This window comes from Paenibacillus sp. FSL K6-1230 (genome assembly GCF_038002385.1).
Taxonomy (GTDB): Bacteria; Bacillota; Bacilli; order Paenibacillales; family Paenibacillaceae; genus Paenibacillus; species Paenibacillus massiliensis.
In genome coordinates, this window is sequence record NZ_JBBOCK010000001.1 from 3,659,527 (window position 1) to 3,679,100 (window position 19,574).

Here is a 19,574-nt window from a genome sequence, read left to right on the forward strand (position 1 = left end):
CTACACGGCTTCACGCCGCACATTCGTGCTAATTGTGATGTCACTTAAGGGCCTCTCTCGTACTAGCCTAGTACAGAGCAAGCTCCTGCATGGCTTCCTTCACCTTGTCCTTGTTCAATAAAAAGAACTTCTCCATCGGCGGGCTAATCGGCATTGCAGGTACATCTGGCCCGCACAGGCGAGCGATTGGCGCATCCAGATCAAAGAGACATTCCTCACTGATAATCGCCGAGACCTCTGCACCAACTCCGCCCGTCTTGTTGTCCTCATGGACGATCAGTACCTTACCTGTATGACGAGCGGCTTCAATGATGGCATTACGATCAAGTGGCTGCAGGGTGCGCAGATCAAGTACATGAGAAGTAATGCCCTGCTCCTTCTCCAGCTCCGCAGCTGCTTCCATCACGAATTGCAGCGTACGACTGTAGCTGATGACCGTAATGTCATCCCCTTCTCGCAGCAGATTCGCTTCCCCGATCGGAACGATATAATCGCTCTCAGGCACCTCACCCTTAAGCAGCTTGTAGCTCTTCTTGTTCTCAAAATACAACACAGGGTCAGGATCACGAATGGCTGCCTTCAGCAGTCCCTTGGCATCATAAGGCGAATACGGCGCTACAATCTTCAGGCCGGGTGTTCCGAAGAAGATGGATTCCGGGCACTGAGAATGATAGAGCCCACCGAAGATACCACCACCAATCGGCGCACGGACCACGATCGGGCAATTCCAGTCATTGTTCGAGCGGTAGCGGATTTTGGCCGCCTCACTGATGATTTGGTTCGTTGCTGGCAGCATGAAATCGGAATACTGCATCTCTGCAACAGGCTTCATGCCGTACATGGCCGCCCCGATCGCTACGCCAGCAATTGCGGATTCAGCCAGAGGGGTATCCATAACCCGCATCTCCCCGAATTGCTCCATCAGTCCCTTGGTGGTCGTAAAGACGCCACCCTTGACGCCAACATCCTCACCGAGCACGAACACTGTCTCGTCCTGCTCCATCTCTTCCTTCATTGCCAACCGAATGGCATCAATATATTCCATTACTGCCATGTGCTATTGCCCCTCTCCGCTGCTGTCCGCATACACGTGCAGAAGTGTATCCTCAGGCTGAGGAAACGGCGCCTTATCCGCATATTCGATAGCATCCTTCATTACCTGAAGCAGCTCTGTCTTCAGCTCCTGATCCCGCTGTTCATCCCAGATGCCAGCATCAATCAGATACGTCTTCATTCGCAGCAGTCCGTCCTTCTTCCAATTCTCGTCCACTTCTTCCTTGGTCCGGTAAGCCAGATCATTGTCTGAAGTGGAGTGCGGGGACAGACGGTACATCATGGCCTCGATCAGCGTCGGACCTTCGCCACGAATGGCTCGCTCACGTGCTTCTTTGACTGCCTCATAGATTGCAAAGGCATCATTGCCGTCCACGCGAATACCTGGGAAGCCGTATCCAAGCGCACGATCGCTAACCTTGCCGCTGAGCTGCTTGTGCACAGGCACAGAGATTGCATACTGGTTGTTCTCACACATAATAATGACTGGCAGCTTGTGGACACCAGCAAAGTTACAGCCCTCATGAAAATCTCCCTGGTTACTGGAGCCCTCACCGAAGGTCACGAAGGATACAATGTCCTTCTTCTGCATCTTCGCAGCCAGAGCAATCCCCACGGCATGAGGAACCTGCGTCGTTACCGGGCTAGAACCCGTCACGATCCGCAGCCTTTTGCTTCCGAAGTGCCCTGGCATCTGTCTGCCGCCACTGTTCGGGTCCTCTGCCTTCGCAAAGGCAGATAGCATTAGTTCACGAGCGGTCATCCCTACCGATAGGACGAACCCATAGTCACGGTAGTAGGGTAGAAAATAATCGTGCTCCCTGTCTAGAGCAAAAGCCGCCGCTACTTGTGCAGCCTCCTGCCCGATCCCGGATACGTGAAAATTGATCTTGCCTGCACGCTGCAGCAGCAGATTACGCTCGTCGAACGTACGCGCCAGCAGCATGAATCTATACATTTCAATAGCTTGCTCATCTGTCAATCCTAACTGCTCATGCCTTTGCTTGCTGTGCACAGCACTTTTTGCATTCATGGAGACACCTCCCGAGTTATACAGCCTGCATTCAAGTACTCATACCGTCTTGTCTTAAAACCTGGTACTAAGACTTGGCTTAACCCTATTATAATCGTTTTCTTCCGAAAAAGAAAACACCTGCTTTAGCATTTTGCATCATCCGATTTCAAGGCTAGATTCCAATCGCTTTCCCATCTACTGCCTGCATCGCTTCTCCCAGAATTTCGGAGAGCGTCGGATGCGGATATGCGAGCTGGCCGACCTCCCATGGTGTAGCATCAAGCAGCTGTGCAAGTGCAGCCTCGCTGATCAGGTCCGTTACGTGGGTACCGATCATATGCACACCAAGAATATCATTGCTCTCACGGTCAGCTATCACCTTTACGAAGCCATCTTTGCTGCCGTATACAAGTGATTTGCCAATGGCTTGAAATGGGAATTTGCCCACCTTGATCTCACGTCCAGCCTGCTTGGCCTGTTCCTCCGTCAGCCCCACACTGGCCGTCTCAGGACGGGTATACACACAACGCGGAATCATGTGGTCAGGTGTGTGGTGAGCTTGTTCTCCGGACAGATGATGAACCGCAGCAATCCCTTCATGGCTGGCAGCGTGGGCAAGCTGTACCCCTCCAATGCAATCCCCGATCGCATAAATATGAGGCTCGTGCGTCTGATAATCCGCATTAACGGCTATGAAGCCATTCACGACGCGGATATCTGTATTTTCCAATCCGATATTTTCTACATTGGCTTGTCTGCCGACAGACACCAGTAGCTTCACCGCGCTCAACGTCTGCGTCTCCTCGCCCTGTCTGATGTCAATCTGGATGCCTTCCTCGTCCTTGCCGTAGCTATCTGTCAGAAGCTCACAGCTCGTCAGAATCTTAACCCCACGGGCGCTTAGCAGGCGCTGCAGCTCCTTGGACACATCCGGATCCTCAGCAGGCAGCAAGCGCGGAGCAGCCTCCACAATGGTAACCTCCACCCCAAAGTCATTCAGCATCGAAGCCCATTCCACACCTATGACGCCGCCTCCGACAATAATAATGGAAGCTGGTAGGGCATCCATCGTCAACGCTTCATCACTGCTCATGATATACTGTCCATCGGGTTCAAGTCCTGGGAGCTGACGTGGTCGGGAGCCCGTGGCAATGATCAGATTGCCTGACACGACGGTCTCCATCTCTCCATCCTCCAGCTCCACGGCAATGGAACCGCTCTTCGGCGAGAAGATCGAAGGCCCAATGACGCGCCCTGTTCCCTTCAGTACCGTGATCTTGTTCTTGCGCATCAGATATTGCACCCCTTGGTGCAGTTGCTGAACTACCTGCTCCTTGCGTTCCTGCACTTTGGGGAACACAAGCGTAGCACCCGCAGTCTCCACGCCGAAGGCAGCACTTTCCTTGACAGTCGCATACACCTCTGCACTGCGCAGCAACGCCTTGCTCGGAATGCATCCACGGTGCAGACAGGTCCCTCCAAGCTTGTCCTGTTCGATGATGACGACCTCCTTGCCCAATTGGGCTGCGCGAATCGCCGCCACATAACCACCAGTTCCTCCACCAAGCACCGCCACATCACAATTAATCGTCATAGCTTCCTCCGTTAATTACATATTTGAATGCATTGATATCCATTATTCCATTCGGTATTTATGAAAATTTTAACCATTTACAAATCTGCGCAAACGAAAGAGACACGTATGATTGCTGCTCATGACAGCGGAGCGCTGGCAATCGTCGTGTACAGTAGCTTCTATCCGTTCTTATTATCCTTACGCTTCCTATGTAACATGGACTATTCATAAAGGGCATCCTTGAGCTTACTCGACATGCGCGGCGTCCCGGACTGTGCTCGTACTGCCTTCCGTAAACGCTCATTACGTTGCTCCAGCTCCTGAATCTTGGCAGCCATTTGAGCAATCAGCTCTCCTGCCTGTGGACTTAGCTGCCCGTTCTGCCGAAGCTCCTCTATTCGAGCCGTGTAATCCTTAGCTTGATCTGCCATGACACATCACCTTTTCTGTTGTTCGTATCACCTTACCTTACCATGTGGCAAAGTGTCATAGCAATGAGCAATCCATATATGGAGTCTCTTGACCATAAGCACCAGAAGACCGAAAGCAGAACCCCCCGGGGACTTTCGAATACAATACAGGATAGGTTAGGCGTATAGCAACAGCACTGGGATCGATCACCATTGTATGATTTTATCTGGAACGTGAGCTTGCGGTATGGTAATCTATAATGGCGTTTTCTTCGGATAGAGGTTCGCAGGTTGCATATTAAGCCTTGTATGTCTTGTTGTTAGGAAAGAGAGGAGAATCGTATTGTCTAGAGGACGTATTACCGTAATTACGGGTCCCATGTTCAGTGAGAAATCCGGAGAACTGATCCGCCGCTGCCAGAAGCTTATGAAGTATGGGCGTCGCAAGGTAGTAGCGTACAAGCCGGCAGAGGATAACCGGTATGCCGAGGATGAGATTGTGAGCCGCATTGGCTACAGGCTCCCTGCTATCTCTATTCCTCGTAAGCTGACTGAGGAGACGGTACAGCAGATTCTGGTCGAAACGAAGGATGCGGATGTGGTTGCCTTTGACGAGGTGCAGTTCTTTAGTCGTCCAATCATGCAGCTTGTGCAGGAATTGGCCTATTGCGGAAAGCATGTCATTGTCGATGGTCTGAATATGGATTACAGAGGTAAAGAGTTCGGCTACATTGGTGGCCTGCTCGCCATGGCCGATGACATTGAGAAGCTAAGCTCATTCTGCGCAGTGTGCGGCAGTGCTGAGGCGAACTTCACACAGCGTATTGTGAACGGTGAACCTGCAAAGGTAGGTCCGATCGTCATGATTGGCGATTCCGAGGCTTATGAGCCACGTTGCCGGGAATGCTTTGTTCCCCCCCACAAGGTGGATTGCAACTAACAGACACCGACGGAACGGTGGCGATACGTTATACATAGCCCGGAGATGCCAGGGACAGCCACCTGCATCTCTGAGCGGTATATACGAATCGAAGCCCATCACCAGACTATTAAAAATCAGCTTGCAACTACAAGGGTAGCATATCCCGACGCTCTGCCTGAGGCTTGCAGTTCTTGCATACGCCCCATATTTGACCGTTATCCCCAGCATAGAAGGTAAGCTTCTCTTCCTTTTTGCAAAAGCTGCATTTCTGCGTCTTCGGTGCCTTCTCAGGCTTACGCTGGAATTTCACCACGTTAGCTCCACGCGCATCCTGATCACGGTGACTATCCTGCGGATTTCTGGTCCGCTGCAGAAAAACCACAATAGCAGATATCATGATAACTCCGATTAGTACATACCATATGAAGTTCCACATGGCCACGCTCTCCTTTGGCAGATTGTTGTTCCCCACACCATTACCTTCCATAAATTGTGACATTTCACAATCTCATGTAAGCGCCTACCTCCAAAGTAAACCATTTGAACCATCGGTGTCAAATCGCCCGTTATCTTCCCTTATACGACGCCTAACCAATAGCCAACGCGAATGGCCCGAGGCCAATATCGGTCCTCGGGTAACATAAGCAGTCCATCTCTTAAATTATGTCAGCAATCAGACCTTCGCACATTCAGGCACCCTGTTCCTCCTGACGCGCTACATGAGTCAAGGCACGCAGTGCCGCCTCAATCTCTAATTCAACAGCTGCAGCCACGGCATTCGTATGCGGGTCATACTCGGCCGCCAGATCGCTATCCGCGAAGCCATCAATAGCTACGATGGCACCTGCTCGTGCTCCACGCAGCGTACTGACGATGTATAGTGCTGCTATCTCCATCTCTGCTGCCAGCGCACCAGCCAGCTTGAATTTACGATGCGGTATGTCTTCCACTCCGGTAAAGAAAGCATCCAGCGTCACGGTAATGCCTTTCCCCACCTTACACGCTGTAAATTCAGCTGAGCCGACTGCCTGGTCAGGCTCTGCATTTCCAGCAGCCGAATGAGCAGCAGACCCGACAAGCGCTGCAGCGTACAGAGCCTCCGTCACCCCGCTATCCGCTACAGCCGGAAATCCTTCGGGTACGAGCTGTCGTGTCAGTCCATCTGTTCGTACTGCTGCCGTGCTGACAATAACACTGCCCGCAGGGTATTCCGCCGTGTAGGAGCCTGCTGTACCAACGCGGATGAGCGTCTTCACGCCAGCGCGGATAAGCTCCTCGAAGCATACCGCGGCTCCTGGTGATCCGACACCATGACTGACCACGGCAATCTTCACCCCTTCATATGCACCGACAAAAGTTCTGTATTCACGACTGAATGCCAGCTCACGTGCATTGTCCAGCTTGCGGGAGATTTTCTCCGCACGTGCAGGATCACCACATACAATGGCGTATGGTGGAACATCCTCGGAGTGAATTTGCAAAATAGGCATTAACATAGCTCAATCAAACTCCTTTTTCGTCCATTCATCCTCTGGGATCGGCAGGTCCTCCCCCGAGAAGCGCTGTTCCTTGAACGGATCGGCAAAATGATGGAAGCCATTATTCTCCCAGAATCCGTTGCGATCCTCCTTCATGAACTCCAGCCCTCGTACCCACTTGGCACTCTTCCAGAAGTATAGCTGAGGTACAACCAAACGCAACGGATAACCATGCTTGGGGGTTAGAGGTTCACCGTTATACTTGAAGGCCAGCAGCACATCATCGTGCAGTAGCTCCTCTAGGGGAACATTCGTCTCATAATCATGGTCTGCATGAATCATGACATACTTGGCATCAGGCTTAATCCGCAGCTCTTTCAGAAAGTCAGAGAAACGAATACCCTCCCACGGGGTATCGAACTTTGACCAGCGCGTCACGCAATGAATGTCGCTTACGATGCTCACCTGTGGCATGGCCAGCAGGTCTGTGAAGGAGAAGCTGCGTTCTTCCTCTACTTCCCCGAACACCTTCAGATCCCAAGTGGTCATGTCGTATTCTGGCACTTCCCCTTCGTGCAGAATCGGAAATTTCTCTGTCAGCACCTGTCCTGGAGGCAGGCGGTCACCATGCTCTCGGGCGACACCCGGCAGGGGTGTCTTCGTTTTTTTCAGTCGCTCAGCCTTGTTATGCAAGCGGCTCCCTCCTTAGTCCATACATCGTTGATTGCTATGTGTATCTGCACATCTTTAACCCTTGATCCTCATCCCTTGGTGCTTGGCTGTAATCCGCTCATCCCAATCTCCGTCAAGCTTAGCGCGAGCTGCCGCCTGCTTTCAGGGCATCCTGTGCATAGGTTTTGTCCTTGAAGAAGAACATCGCCAGCAAGGTCACGATATATGGCAGCATCATCGTAAAATGTGTTGGCAGCGAGAAGCCCTGCAAACGAATGCCGAGCGCATCCATGAAACCAAACAGCAGACTGGAGGCCATAACACCCAATGGATTGGATTGTCCGAGCATCGTTGCTACAAGGGCAATGAAGCCCCGGCCAGCGGTCATCCCCTCCGTGAACATCGTCACCTGACCCAAGGACAGCTGTGCTCCGGCCAGCGCACAGAGCACACCACACATCAGGATGGCACCGTACTGAATACGTCGCACCTTGATCCCGATGCTTTGCGCAGCGACCGGATTCTCACCAACAGAGCGCAGACGGAAGCCGGATACGCTTTTGAACAGATACCATTGAAGCACAATGGCAAGAATGATGCCTAAGTACACTAGTGGGCTATGCCCGGAAAATACAGTTCCAACCCAAGGAATATCCTGAATGAGCGGAATATCCCATTTCGGCAGACCCACCATGTTCTTGTCATAATAGGCACCCTTTACATCGAAAATCGCGCGAAGTGCGAACGTAGTCAGTCCTGCTGCCAGAAAATTAAGCGAGATCCCGACAACAATCGCATTCGCCTTGAGATTAAGGCTAATAAACGCGAACATCGCCGAGAAGAGAACTACTATTATAATAGAAAAGATTACAGCAAGCAGCACATGACCAAATAGATAGTTGCCCAGTATAGCGGAGAAGGCGCCGATCAGAATAAGTCCTTCCAGGCCTACATTGAATACGCCAACCCGGGAGCACAACGCTCCGCCGAGCGCTGCCAGCAGGATCGGTGTGACCATCCGCAGCGTCGAGTTGAACAGGGAGGCATCAAACAGTTGTTCCATTGGACTTCTTCTCCTTTCTCCGTTTCAGGAATGCGTACCCGATCTGGGCCGATACGAACAGTGTCAATGCCGCCTGAATTACACTTCCTACCTCTAGCGGCACATCGGTGTTCCGCTCCATTCCCATTGACCCCGTCTGTAGTGCGGCCAACAGAATGGCTGCGATAGCCGTACCAAGCGGGTGGGATCGAGCCAGAAGTGTAGCCATAATCCCACTCCACGCATAGCTCGCCGAGGAGAAGGAGCCGTCAATGAAGCGATATTGGGTCCCCAGCACTTCCCCAGCCCCGGCCAATCCGGCCAGTCCTCCGCTCACAATCATGGTTAGAATCATCATGCGAATCCGACGGACGCCTCCATAGGCTGCAAAGGAGGGATTACTGCCTAACATGCGGATTTCATAGCCGATCACGGTTCTCTGCGTGAACCAATAGACCAGCAGCGCAGCAACGATTGCTATGATGAATCCGGCATGAAGTCCCATCCCTTGGAACAACTTCGGCAGCCATGTCACCTGCTCCAGCATGGGCGTCTGCGCCATGGCCGCTGAGCCAGTCTGATCCTTGAACGGATAGGCTACCATATAACCGCTGAACCATAAGGCGATATAGTTGAGCAGCAATGTCGTGATGAGCAGATGCATGCCGAAGCGGGCATCCAGCCAGCCGGCCAGCAGGGAGTACAGACCGCCAGCGATCATGCCTGCTGCTACTGCTGCAATGCAGACAAGCCAGCCCGGTCCCGGCACATATAATGCGGTCAAGGCAGCGCTAAGACCACCAAGAATCATTTGTCCCTCTGCCCCCATGTTGAAGAAGCCGGCGCGGAACGCCAGAGCTACTCCAAGTCCTGCTAATATAATGGGTGTGGACCGGGCGAGAGTATTCGTGAAGAAGTAGAAGTTACCGAAGGCACCCTTCCACATTTCTGCATACGTTTCAATTACAGAGCCTCCTACCAGAAGGATAGCCAATGCTCCAGCCAAGAGGCCGATGAGCACAGCCAGAAGCGGCTGTACCAGCCCGCGAAGACTGTCTTTCACACGATTCATATCCGTTCTTTCCCTCCTGCCATCCACAAGCTGATCTGTTCCTCCGTAGCAGCCTCTGCCGTCAGCTCACCAGCAATCTCACCTTCGTACATAACCAGAATCCGGTCGGAAAGCTGTAAGATCTCCGATAGCTCCGACGAGACGAGCAGAATACCTGCTCCCTCATTTCGCTTACGCAGCAACTCGGCATGTATGGCTTCCATCGCGCCAATATCGACACCACGTGTAGGCTCAGCTGCAATCAGAAATGGAGTGTCCTGCGCGAATTCGCGAGCTGCAATCAGCTTCTGCAGATTACCTCCCGATAGAAACTGTGCCTTCGTGTCCACTGATCCTGTCTTGATGCCAAATTGCTTGATCCAGCGCTCGACCATCTCGCGAGCCTGTCGCGTTCTTACGATTCCCTTCAATTGTAGCCGATGATGATGCCCCATGAGACCATTTTCGCGAACAGTGGCATCCTTTGCTGCCCCCCACATATAACGATCCTCCGGGATATGCGCCAGACCCTGCTCCCGAATGCGGCGGACCGGCCAATTCGTCGTATCCTGACCTGACAATCGGATCTGTCCTTGCTTCGGCTTGCGCAGTCCTGCGATCACCTGAATCAGCTCGGATTGTCCGTTACCAGAGATACCTGCAATACCGACAATCTCACCCTGTCGAACCTCCAATTGAATATCCTTCAGGGCCGACTGATCCTTGCTGCCTTCCAGTGTCAGGTTCTTCACCTGCAGGACGGGTTCACCCACGGTAACTGGCGGCTTCACGATACGAATCAATTCTCGGCCTACCATCAGCCGTGAGAGCTGCTCCACATCGGTCTCACGCGCATTCATCGTTCCCGTCACCTGCCCATCTCGCAGCACGGTAATCCGATCCGCTACCTCCATGACCTCCTGCAGCTTGTGCGTGATCAGGATGAAGCTCTTCCCGAGCTGTGCGAGCGACTTCATATTGGCAAGCAGCTCCTTCACCTCCAGCGGGGTAAGTACGGCTGATGGCTCATCCAGAATGATGACATCTGCACCTTGGTACAGCACCTTCAGGATCTCCACACGCTGCTGCATGCCAAGCGGGCATTCGCCTACTCTTTTCCACGGGTCCACAGGCATGCTGTATTGTTGCCCCAATTCTTGCACAAGCTGCGCAGCAGCCTTTCTGTCAAAGGCCCCAGCCTTGGCTGGCTCGCGACCAATCACGATATTCTCGGCTACCGTGAAGGAAGGAAACAGCATAAAGTGCTGATGCACCATCCCGATTCCATGCGCCATTGCCTGAGACGGGCTGGAAATGCTGACCTCACGGCCCCGGACTCGAATCGTTCCCGAGGTGGGCTGCTCCATCCCGTACAGCATGCGCATCAGCGTTGTTTTGCCAGCACCGTTCTCGCCAACGAGAGCATGAATCTCACCTTCACGTAGTTGAAAGTCGATGCTCCGGTTCGCAGTGAATCCACCGTACATCTTTGTAATTTTGTCCATCTCCAGCAACATTTCTGGGATTCGCTCCTCTCGTACTCAGGCTTGAAATAGCAGCAAAACCGGCTGCCTCATTGGGCAGCCGGCGAATCACTCTATGGCTGAAGCTTATGGCTGCAGCGGATCTTTCACGACGATTTTACCAGATACGATATCATCCTTGATCGCTTTAACCTTGTCTACAACTTCTTGTCCAACAAAAGCGTTCAGTGGGGTCTCGCTATCACGCGTTACATAAGTAAGACCCACTCCATCTTCTTGCAGTCCGTAGTTCACAGCGCCATATTGAAAGTCACCTTCGACAAAATCCTTCACGGTCTCATATGCAACGGTATCTGTGGATTTCAATTGTGAAAGGACAATATGCTCTGGATCTTCAACGGTGCGGTCCGTATCCTGACCGGAGGTGTAAAAGCCCTTCTCCTTGGCCGCCTCGAACACTCCAAGATCGCCTACAGCAGACGCTCCAGCGATGAAGTCAGCCCCTTTGCCGAATTGCACCAGCGCCAGTTCCTTCGCTTTTGCCGGATCATTGAAGCCACCCACATAATTCACCAGGAACTCAGCGTTCGGATTCACAGATTCCAGACCTGCCTTGAAGCCCTCCGTATATTTCTTGATCAGGGGAACGTCCATCGCCGCAATCATGCCGACTACGTTAGACTTGGTGGACAATCCAGCCGCTGCGCCGAGCAGATAGGCTCCTTCGTATTCGCGGAAGCCGACACTACGGACATTCGGCAGATCAATGGTCGTGTCAATGATCGCGAATGGCTTGTCCGGATTCTCAGCAGCTACCTTCTTAAGCGCATCCTCCGCCTGGAACGTAGCTGTGATGATCAGATCATAATTCTCAGCTACTGCTGCACGCAGATTTTGCTCAAATGCTGCTGGGTCTGTAGACTCGATCGTTTTGGCATCCACCTTGAAGTCTGTACCCGCTTTTTTGAAGCCCTCATCCATTTGGACGAAGAATGGGTTGACCCCGATTTTCTCAGGAAGAACGAGTGCAACTCTCAGAGCTTTGCCGCTATCGTTTCCACCTTCAGCCCCTTGAGTGGATTGTTCGTTTTTTGTAGCAGATGTGCCACAAGCTGAGAGCAAAATGGCCAATATAAGGATAGATAATACGAACGAAAAGCCACGCTTCATTTTTTATAATTCCCCTTTTCGATATTCTTTGTTATCATCCTAGCGGAAAATGTCGAGCCTTGTCAATAAATCTTTGAAGGTTTACACTTCATTCGTAGATTTTTATGATTTTGATCATAGACAACTTCCAATTCCGTGCAATTTCTTCCTGATTTCCTCATTGACAGCATATCAGGTTCATGCTAAATTCAGTGCAATTCTGATTCCTAAATTCGATATATCCAATCCGTTTAGTAGGATTATATCGTAAATGTTCTCTTCGGGCTATCCCCACTTGGGTGCCAGCATACATAATTCATATCATAATATTTTATTAGGAGGAATCACGCTTGAGAACCTTATCACGCTTCACCCTGGCAGCCTTGGCTGCTGCACCGCTTGCTCTTGGCAGCTTCAGCCTGCCCGCTTTCACCCCTTATGCTTCTGCACAGGCGGCTACTGTCGTCTCGAACCCACAGGCTACGATCCACAGCGATAGCGCCGCTGATTTTGCCCAGTTTCTGAAAGTAAAGCTCAATATCGAACTGCCTGCTCAGCCAACCCAAGGGGATTTTATGCTGGCATTGGCAGCAGTTGCTCTGGATGGAAAGGTTTCCGCAGTAGATGGCACGGCTCCCGAATTCAGTGATCTTACTACGGGTAGTGCTCTATATGATGCGGCTGCATCACTATACAATGCGGGTGTGCTGACAGATACTGAGGTGAAGGCTGCTGACCGTCTGAACGCTCTGGATGCAGCTCTGATCGCCTTCAAAGCCTCCGGCTTGAAGGAGCTGGCTTACACCTATCCCGATGCTAAAGTCGCACGGACTTTAAGCCATGCCGGCATCAGCAGTAGCCTGGTAACAGGTCAAGCCGCCCAAGAGCTGGCAGCTGCCATCGACACTGGACTTGTCCCCGAGAGTCTCTATCCTGCCCTTCGTGAAGGTGGAACTGCTAGCCGAGAATACACCAATACCCTGCTGGGACGGATCCTCGTGAGTCAGGGCAAATACAAACACAGCATTGGCCGTACGAACGATGCAGATATTTATTCGAAGCTGTACGCCGCTTACCGCTCGACTGGATTGGTTGAGGTACCAGAGCTGAGATCCATTCTGGATCAAGCACTGCTGACAGATCTCGTCACAGGCTACAACCTGAAGGACAGTCGATTTGATTCCAATTTCATTGATGATTTGACGCTGACCTACGGTCACGACGATATCAAGCATGCTGTCCAGCTTGTTGGCCTGCTGCGCAGTGAGGGCATTGATGCGGCCGTTCAGCTCCAGCCGAAGACATCCGCCTTCATCTATCTGAAGGAATGGGGCGAGCCGAAGGAGACACCCGATTATAAGGTAGTACAGATCGAGAACGGTAACTATATTGCATATGCGAAGGAATACGACATTCAGTTCGAATTCAAGAATACGGCAGACAAAGCCCGCTTCGATCAGATCATTTCCCAATATGCCAAAAAGAATAGCGATTCCACTGCGAAGCTGATCTATGGCTCCTGGTGGCAGCCGCTGTATTATACCCATACTGCATTGAACGGCTATCCGGTCATTGCTAACAACAAAATCTCACTTGGCAACTATTACGGCCAGTCCTTCTCACTCAAGGAACAGACCGGGGCGATCGCAGATGGTCTGCGCAAGCTTGCACCTGATGCGACCGTATCAAGCTACACTTTCTGGGTGGACCAGCCATTCTTCAACTACCTGAACGGTGAATCCGAATAACACGAATAGCAGAACAGGGCTGCACATCCGTATCTATCTACTTTGCGGATGCTGCAGCCCTTTCTTTACCTGAATATCTTTCTTAACATGCGATATAAACTAAACCTGCTCACAGTTAATCCAGCATTTTCATGCTCATCTACGAATAAAGCTGCTGGCTGATTGTCGTTTGCTTCTCATTGGTACAGATAATGCTGCCCGATACAGACTTGCATATCTTTTTGATTCGGGTGGCTTCATCCACAATCTGATCCACACTCTCATACTTACACTCGCTGTTCGTTACTACGGCAATGGACATGGATACCAACGGAATGGGCCGATGCTGGCCGGACCGACCTTCGCCGAGTACGTAGTTATTCTGCAGATCCTCCCGATTATAGAATGCTCTCTTCATCTGTTCAAAATCAGCTATGACGTCCTCTGATACTTGACGATAATGATGATGGTTCAGCATGGCTATGAAGTCATCTCCACCAATATGACCAAGAAATGCTTCGGGAAGCACATAATGCCGACGTAATAAGTTGGCGGTCTCCTGAATCAGCTGATCCCCCATTTTGAAGCCATAGCTGTCATTATATGATTTGAAGAAATCCAGATCTATGTACAGAACGCTATAGGAATCACATTGGTGAGTCTGATGCAGACGGTCATCAATGATACGGTTTCCAGGCAGGCCTGTCAGCGGATTCATGAAGATCGCCATTTCAGCCCGTACATCAGCAACAGCCAGCAACAGACGGCGGATACTCACCGCTCCGCTTAGACTTCCTTTCGAGGTCACCAGCACCAAATCGTACAATTCCTCCTCTGTGCGATTCATAGCCTGAATACTTACTTCTGTAATCTGCTCGGCATAATCTACGACAAGCGGTCGTACGTTCATGACCAGGCTGACCGGACGGCCCATGTAGAGGGTATATCCATACTGTGAGCCGATCTGTTGAAAGAAGCGGGCTCGCATCATCAATGATGGAACACCATCCTCTCCCATGATCGCAATTCCTTCCAGATTAGGTTTCATCTTAAATAGACGATACACAATATCGCATTTCGTATCTGGCGCTACTACAGGAATGGTTTCTGCTATATCTCCAATTTGCGTAAATATACCGTTCACCTTCTCTTTGTCATAGCTAATTAGTTACTCTTATCTGTATTTCTTAACCCCGCTTGGCCAAATTCAAGCTTTGGGAACTTTAATTGAGGATCTGGTCGGCCCAGTGCATACCCTTGTCCATACTCAATGCCTTCACTTCGCAAAAATTCAATCTCCTCATCTCGTTCGATCCCTTCGGCTACGATATAGGTGCCCGAGCCAGCAGCGAACTCCTTCAATAACCTGACAAGGTGCTGCTGATCTGAGTGGACATCGGCGTATCGAATCAGAGCTCTGTCCAATTTGATGAAGTCCGGCTTCAAGCTAATAATGGCTTTGAGACTGCTATAACCAGAACCGACATCATCAATTGCAATTCGGAAGCCTTGTGCCCGATAGTTGGACAGAATCCGTTCAAATTCAAGATAATCATGGACCGCCTGCTTTTCGGTGAGCTCAAGGACAACCTGCTCTGGTGACAGACCATGTACGTGAAGGAGATTGACCGTCTCTCCACTCCGATAATGGGAATCAGCCAGCACCTGGGGATGTACATTCAGAAATACGACGGCCTCCTTCGGGTCTCTATCTGCCGGAAAGGAGGCTCTGAAGCGTTCGATAGAAATTTCACGACAAAACCGTTCGAAGGCAAAGACCTGATCGGTATGACCGATGAACTCATAGAAGGATTCTGTGCTGGGAAAACTGCTCGACAGAGGCGGTCGATTTAATATCTCGTAGCCGAGGCAGCTTCCATCCTGCAGATTCATGATGGGCTGAAAAAATGTCGTGAGCCGATTGTGACTCATAATCTTATGCAGCTCAGAGAACTGTCGATATGTAATCATTGTCTTCCGGGCATTATTATGAACATAGGTAAGAAAATTGGTGAACTGATTCGTATATGGGTATATAGAAACCCTTTTCTTCATGAAAATGCATCCTTTATGCCTATAGTGAGGGCGGATATATAGCCCCATGGTATCATTTGGTTGCACAAAAATCATCAACTGCACGTAAAATCTTGTTAATCTTATGCCTTAATAGAGTCGCATAAAGCTTACCTTCCGTAACCTCGCCCCCTTCATCATGTGAAAGCCCTAGGAGGAATAAGCTTCTCCTGTGACAGAATAGAAGAGCTATATGATTTTCTGTATCACTTGTTTGCCCATGACAGCTCATCTTCTTCATCAATCTGGGCAGCTTTCAAGTCCGTAATTAAGAAAGTTACTCATAGATTTCTGTGAAAGAGGATGCTATTCTAAAAACCAATTCGATAAAATAATGCATAAATCGACAAACGTTGAGGAGGGACCTCTATGCGCATACACTGGTTCAAAATACGAAAACTTCAACCAACATTGTTAATTATGCTAAGTCTGCTTGTTTTGATTCTAATGACACTAATTAGCATTGTTGTCTATTACTCAACTTCTAGACTGATTTCTTCAAAACTAAGCGAGTATTCACTGTCTGAGTTGGAACAAATGAATTACCAAGTGAACCAACGCATGACCTCAATTCGGTCAGCTGCACTATCTATTGTTATCAATCCAGAAGTGGTCTCAATCCTTCAGCATTCCAAGGGATCGGATCTATATCAGCAGATTCGCAACAACGATACCGCCACTCGTATTCTATCCAATGCAGCTTATTCGAGAAACGATATTAGCGAAATCATGATTGTAACCGACAGAATGGATATTTATAACTACTCTAATCCGAATGGCTTTTATGAGCTAAGTCGCGCCGTAGAAAAAAACTTTTGGTCCTATGTAGAGTCACGTAAAGAAGGATTTATCCCCCCTCGCAGCAATGATATGCGCAGCGATGGAACAGACACAAAAATTATAACTTACTTCCATGAAATCACTAAAGGCGAAACTCGATTAGGCTATGTCTTCATCAATCTGCATTTCAGCAGCTTAAATGATCTATCGGGGCTACGTTCATCGAATGGAGACCTAATTTATTTTGCCGATGAAAATAATGAGATCTATGATACTTCCGGAGCTAAGCTGTCTGATAGGGCTACTCATGATATCGTAACTTCTTTTGCAGATCAAAAAAAAGGATATACACTCACTTATCTTGGCAATCACAAATACTTAAGCGTTTTCAGTTCACCGAACGACTTCAATTGGCGAATTATTCGCTTTAAACCCTATGGTGACGTAGTTGAAGGTATGCCCGCCCTCTTCACACGATTATTGCTTGTTGCTGCTTGTTGCTTCGTACTCGCGGTAACTGGTGCGGTATTATTCTCACAGTCAGTTACTCAGCCTCTAAAACGGTTGATTCGACAAATGAATAAGGTAGGCCATGGCAACTTCAATATTGAATTAGATTCAGAATATACTAACGAAATTGGACAACTGAATGAAAAATTCTTAATCATGTCTTCAAAAATTCGAGAATTAATGGCAGACAGTGAGCGTGAGCAAAAGCAACTCAGGGAAATGGAACTTCGGGCACTTCAATCCCAAATCAATCCTCACTTTCTTTACAACACGTTAGACGCCATTAATTGGATGGCGATCCGACATCAAGCACCGGAGATTAGCAAGATGACTGCAAACCTCGGAAAAATATTCCGATTGAGCCTTAATAAAGGCAGAGAGTTGACATCGGTGTCCGCTGAACTTGCTCACTTGGATGCTTACATTCATATTATGCGTCACAAATACCAAGACCGCTTCCATTACGTCCAGCATGTCGATCCCAGCATGCTTACTTGTGAGACCATCAAAATTATACTGCAGCCCTTAGTCGAAAACTGCTTTGTTCACGGCCTCTCAAGCAACAAGGGAGCAGGCCTGATCGAACTCAGAGGTATCTACTGCGGGGATGACCTGATTTTTCATATCAAAGACGATGGAGTTGGGGTGAACCCTGAGATGTTAAACGAGGCGCTGAAACAGGGTTTGGGGTCGGTTGGATACGGTATTCATAACGTAAACGAGCGGATTAGACTTCATTATGGTCAGTCTTATGGCCTAAGCTATCTAGACGTAGAACGGGGAACACTTGCACAGATCAGACTACCTCGGCGATTGTTTCAAGAAATGGAGGAGGACACACATTGAGCGAATTACGAGTGCTACTTGTAGATGATGAAGACTTTGTTCTGGAGGGATTAAGAGATGCCGTTGAATGGAGTGACTACGGTATGCAGGTCATGGGGTATGCCAATAACGGAAAAGAAGCAATAGATATACTTTCAGATTCCGCAACTCCGATTGATATTGTCTTTACGGATATAAAAATGCCGATCATGGACGGCTTCGAATTAACCCAGTTCATTAAAACGATGAAATACCCGTGTAAAATTGTGGTGCTCACAGGACATGACGAATTCGAGTTTGCCAAAAAGGCAATTTCTTACGGAATATTTGAGTATCTTCTAAAACCCATTGAATTAGATGCGATCCTGGAAGTGCTCGAAAGGCTGACTGAGACTATCAGCGCAGAAAAGGAACGAATGAATGAGACCGCATGGGTAGAGAACAAGTTGCAAGAAAGCCTGCCTCTTTTGCAGGAACAACTACTGTTCAGCATGTTAAAGGGCGACTATGAGCCAGAACTGATGGAATTTATAGGCCTGCCCATGGAGGCTCCCTATTACCAGGCAGTGATTGGCTATGTATTGCCTACTCTTACAGCGGTGCCTAATTTGGATTTGATTCGACAGAATGTGTGCACTGCGGCAGAATCGTGCGGTGATCCTGTCGCACTACTCTATAATGTCAGAGGCATTATTCTTCTTATGTCTTTTACAACGCCTGAAGATGCAGTGCAACTTCAACTAGTTTTGAACGAAGCTTCCCAGGGAATTCAGGCTAGACATCATGTATCTTTTCAGTTTGCTTACGGCAAGCTATGTACTGTTCCCTACCACCTACCCAAATCCTTCCAGGAGGCTCGTGAAGCAATGAAGCTAAGGCTATTCTCCGTTGAGGAGCCTACGGCCGGATGGGAAGAATCCTTTGTGAACGATCAGACTTTATTCCCGGACAAAGAACGTCAGAAGCTGTTAAATGCAGTATACGTCCGTAACGAAGAATTAGTCGAGCAGCAACTGAATCGTCTTCAACAAGAGTACAAAAAGTCAGAGACCTTATATCCGGCTGGTTATATCCATAAACTAAGCAGCGAATTAATCATGCTGCTTTCCCTGATTCTCTATGAGCTTAATGAGACATCCAGTTCTCTGGCCTCTGAATACGTCAGTGCTTTTCAAAATATCCGAAAGCATAGTCATCCTGACGAAGTTTTCCCACTAATCAAAGCTCTGTATAAACGTTTGATAGATTACCTTCCCGAAACTACGGACAAAAAGAATCGTCAGACTATTCGCGTGTGCCTAGATTTTATTGAAAGTCATCTAGATTCGGAATTACGACTAGAAGAACTTGCTCAAATGGTATTTCTTACGCCAAATTATTTAGGTACCTTGTTCAAAGAGGCTGTAGGGATAGGGTTTACGGAGTACGTTACTCAACAGCGGATGGAACGGGCTAAAAAACTGCTGCTGTCACCAGGTAGCCGGGTATACGAAGTGTCACAAAAGGTCGGATACAAAAACGCACATTATTTCAGTAAACTTTTCAAAGAATACACCGGAGTCAAACCATCACAATTCAAGTGATGTTCTAAGGAAGTCATTTCTCCGTTGAAATGTGTTCGTTTTCGTAGTTCTATTATCTACTTAATGAAAGCGCTTTATAATAGAATCTAAATTGTAAGCGAGAACATTATACAAAAGGAGATCAATCTTATGAAATGGAAAACTTGGTCAATCGCCGTTCTTTCCGTAGCCTTACTTATGCTCTCAGCTTGTTCGAACAGCGGGAATGGAACTGCTGATACAGG

Annotated in this window: 17 protein-coding genes; 4 read left to right on the plus strand and 13 right to left on the minus strand. The window is 49.2% G+C overall.

The window, feature by feature from the left end; translation table 11 throughout:
- Positions 1–67: 67 nt before the first annotated feature.
- From MKX74_RS16100 to MKX74_RS16115, 4 genes are all read right to left on the minus strand, one after another.
- Entirely contained in the window at positions 68–1,054 is a 987-nt protein-coding gene (locus tag MKX74_RS16100; RefSeq protein ID WP_018886317.1) for an alpha-ketoacid dehydrogenase subunit beta, read from the minus strand.
- A gap of 3 nt (positions 1,055–1,057) precedes the next feature.
- Entirely contained in the window at positions 1,058–2,086 is a 1,029-nt protein-coding gene (locus tag MKX74_RS16105; protein WP_028589030.1) for a thiamine pyrophosphate-dependent dehydrogenase E1 component subunit alpha, read from the minus strand.
- Between the two features lie 154 nt (positions 2,087–2,240).
- Positions 2,241–3,662 (minus strand): dihydrolipoyl dehydrogenase, encoded by a 1,422-nt coding sequence (lpdA, locus tag MKX74_RS16110; protein ID WP_341179108.1) that lies wholly within the window; start codon positions 3,660–3,662, stop codon positions 2,241–2,243.
- 203 nt (positions 3,663–3,865) lie between these two features.
- Positions 3,866–4,075, minus strand: coding sequence for a hypothetical protein (locus MKX74_RS16115; RefSeq protein ID WP_018886320.1), 210 nt, complete (start codon positions 4,073–4,075; stop codon positions 3,866–3,868).
- A 322-nt stretch (positions 4,076–4,397) separates the two neighbouring features.
- Between MKX74_RS16115 and MKX74_RS16120 the strand changes: the two genes are divergently transcribed.
- Positions 4,398–4,994, plus strand: a complete 597-nt coding sequence (locus tag MKX74_RS16120) for a thymidine kinase (RefSeq protein ID WP_018886321.1) — start codon at positions 4,398–4,400, stop codon at positions 4,992–4,994.
- A gap of 127 nt (positions 4,995–5,121) precedes the next feature.
- Here the strand turns inward: MKX74_RS16120 and MKX74_RS16125 are convergent, their stop codons facing one another.
- The 7 genes from MKX74_RS16125 to MKX74_RS16155 form a co-directional block, all read right to left on the minus strand.
- Complete coding sequence (locus MKX74_RS16125) at positions 5,122–5,475, minus strand: hypothetical protein (RefSeq protein WP_341179109.1); 354 nt, start codon at positions 5,473–5,475, stop codon at positions 5,122–5,124.
- 190 nt (positions 5,476–5,665) lie between these two features.
- Positions 5,666–6,472, minus strand: coding sequence for a nucleoside phosphorylase (locus tag MKX74_RS16130; protein ID WP_341179110.1), 807 nt, complete (start codon positions 6,470–6,472; stop codon positions 5,666–5,668).
- A gap of 3 nt (positions 6,473–6,475) precedes the next feature.
- Complete coding sequence (locus MKX74_RS16135) at positions 6,476–7,147, minus strand: sulfite oxidase-like oxidoreductase (protein ID WP_341179111.1); 672 nt, start codon at positions 7,145–7,147, stop codon at positions 6,476–6,478.
- A 118-nt stretch (positions 7,148–7,265) separates the two neighbouring features.
- Positions 7,266–8,189: an ABC transporter permease gene (locus MKX74_RS16140; RefSeq protein ID WP_018886325.1), complete on the minus strand. Its 924-nt coding sequence runs from the start codon at positions 8,187–8,189 to the stop codon at positions 7,266–7,268.
- Positions 8,173–9,240 carry an ABC transporter permease gene (locus MKX74_RS16145; protein WP_341179112.1) on the minus strand — a complete coding sequence of 356 codons (1,068 nt, stop codon included), beginning with the start codon at positions 9,238–9,240 and terminating at the stop codon, positions 8,173–8,175. The genes MKX74_RS16140 and MKX74_RS16145 overlap by 17 nt, the downstream gene beginning before the upstream one ends.
- A complete protein-coding gene (locus tag MKX74_RS16150; protein ID WP_341179113.1) occupies positions 9,237–10,736 on the minus strand; it encodes an ABC transporter ATP-binding protein in 1,500 nt (499 codons plus the stop codon). Before MKX74_RS16150 ends, MKX74_RS16145 begins: the two co-directional genes overlap by 4 nt.
- Positions 10,737–10,829: 93 nt before the next feature.
- Positions 10,830–11,873 (minus strand): BMP family lipoprotein, encoded by a 1,044-nt coding sequence (locus MKX74_RS16155; RefSeq protein WP_341179114.1) that lies wholly within the window; start codon positions 11,871–11,873, stop codon positions 10,830–10,832.
- A 329-nt stretch (positions 11,874–12,202) separates the two neighbouring features.
- On the opposite strand from MKX74_RS16155, the gene MKX74_RS16160 reads away from it, so the two are divergent.
- On the plus strand, positions 12,203–13,600 hold the full coding sequence (locus tag MKX74_RS16160; protein ID WP_341179115.1) for a hypothetical protein: 1,398 nt from the start codon (positions 12,203–12,205) through the stop codon (positions 13,598–13,600).
- A gap of 139 nt (positions 13,601–13,739) precedes the next feature.
- Here MKX74_RS16160 and MKX74_RS16165 read toward each other — a convergent pair whose 3' ends face one another.
- Both MKX74_RS16165 and MKX74_RS16170 read right to left on the minus strand, forming a co-directional pair.
- Positions 13,740–14,627 carry a GGDEF domain-containing protein gene (locus tag MKX74_RS16165; RefSeq protein ID WP_341179116.1) on the minus strand — a complete coding sequence of 296 codons (888 nt, stop codon included), beginning with the start codon at positions 14,625–14,627 and terminating at the stop codon, positions 13,740–13,742.
- Between the two features lie 116 nt (positions 14,628–14,743).
- A complete protein-coding gene (locus MKX74_RS16170) occupies positions 14,744–15,634 on the minus strand; it encodes an EAL domain-containing protein (RefSeq protein ID WP_341179117.1) in 891 nt (296 codons plus the stop codon).
- Positions 15,635–16,021: 387 nt separating this feature from the next.
- Here MKX74_RS16170 and MKX74_RS16175 point away from each other — a divergent pair, with 387 nt between their 5' ends.
- Positions 16,022–17,788, plus strand: coding sequence for a sensor histidine kinase (locus tag MKX74_RS16175; RefSeq protein ID WP_341179118.1), 1,767 nt, complete (start codon positions 16,022–16,024; stop codon positions 17,786–17,788).
- Positions 17,785–19,350, plus strand: a complete 1,566-nt coding sequence (locus MKX74_RS16180) for a response regulator (protein ID WP_341179119.1) — start codon at positions 17,785–17,787, stop codon at positions 19,348–19,350. Before MKX74_RS16175 ends, MKX74_RS16180 begins: the two co-directional genes overlap by 4 nt.
- Positions 19,351–19,574: the final 224 nt, after the last annotated feature.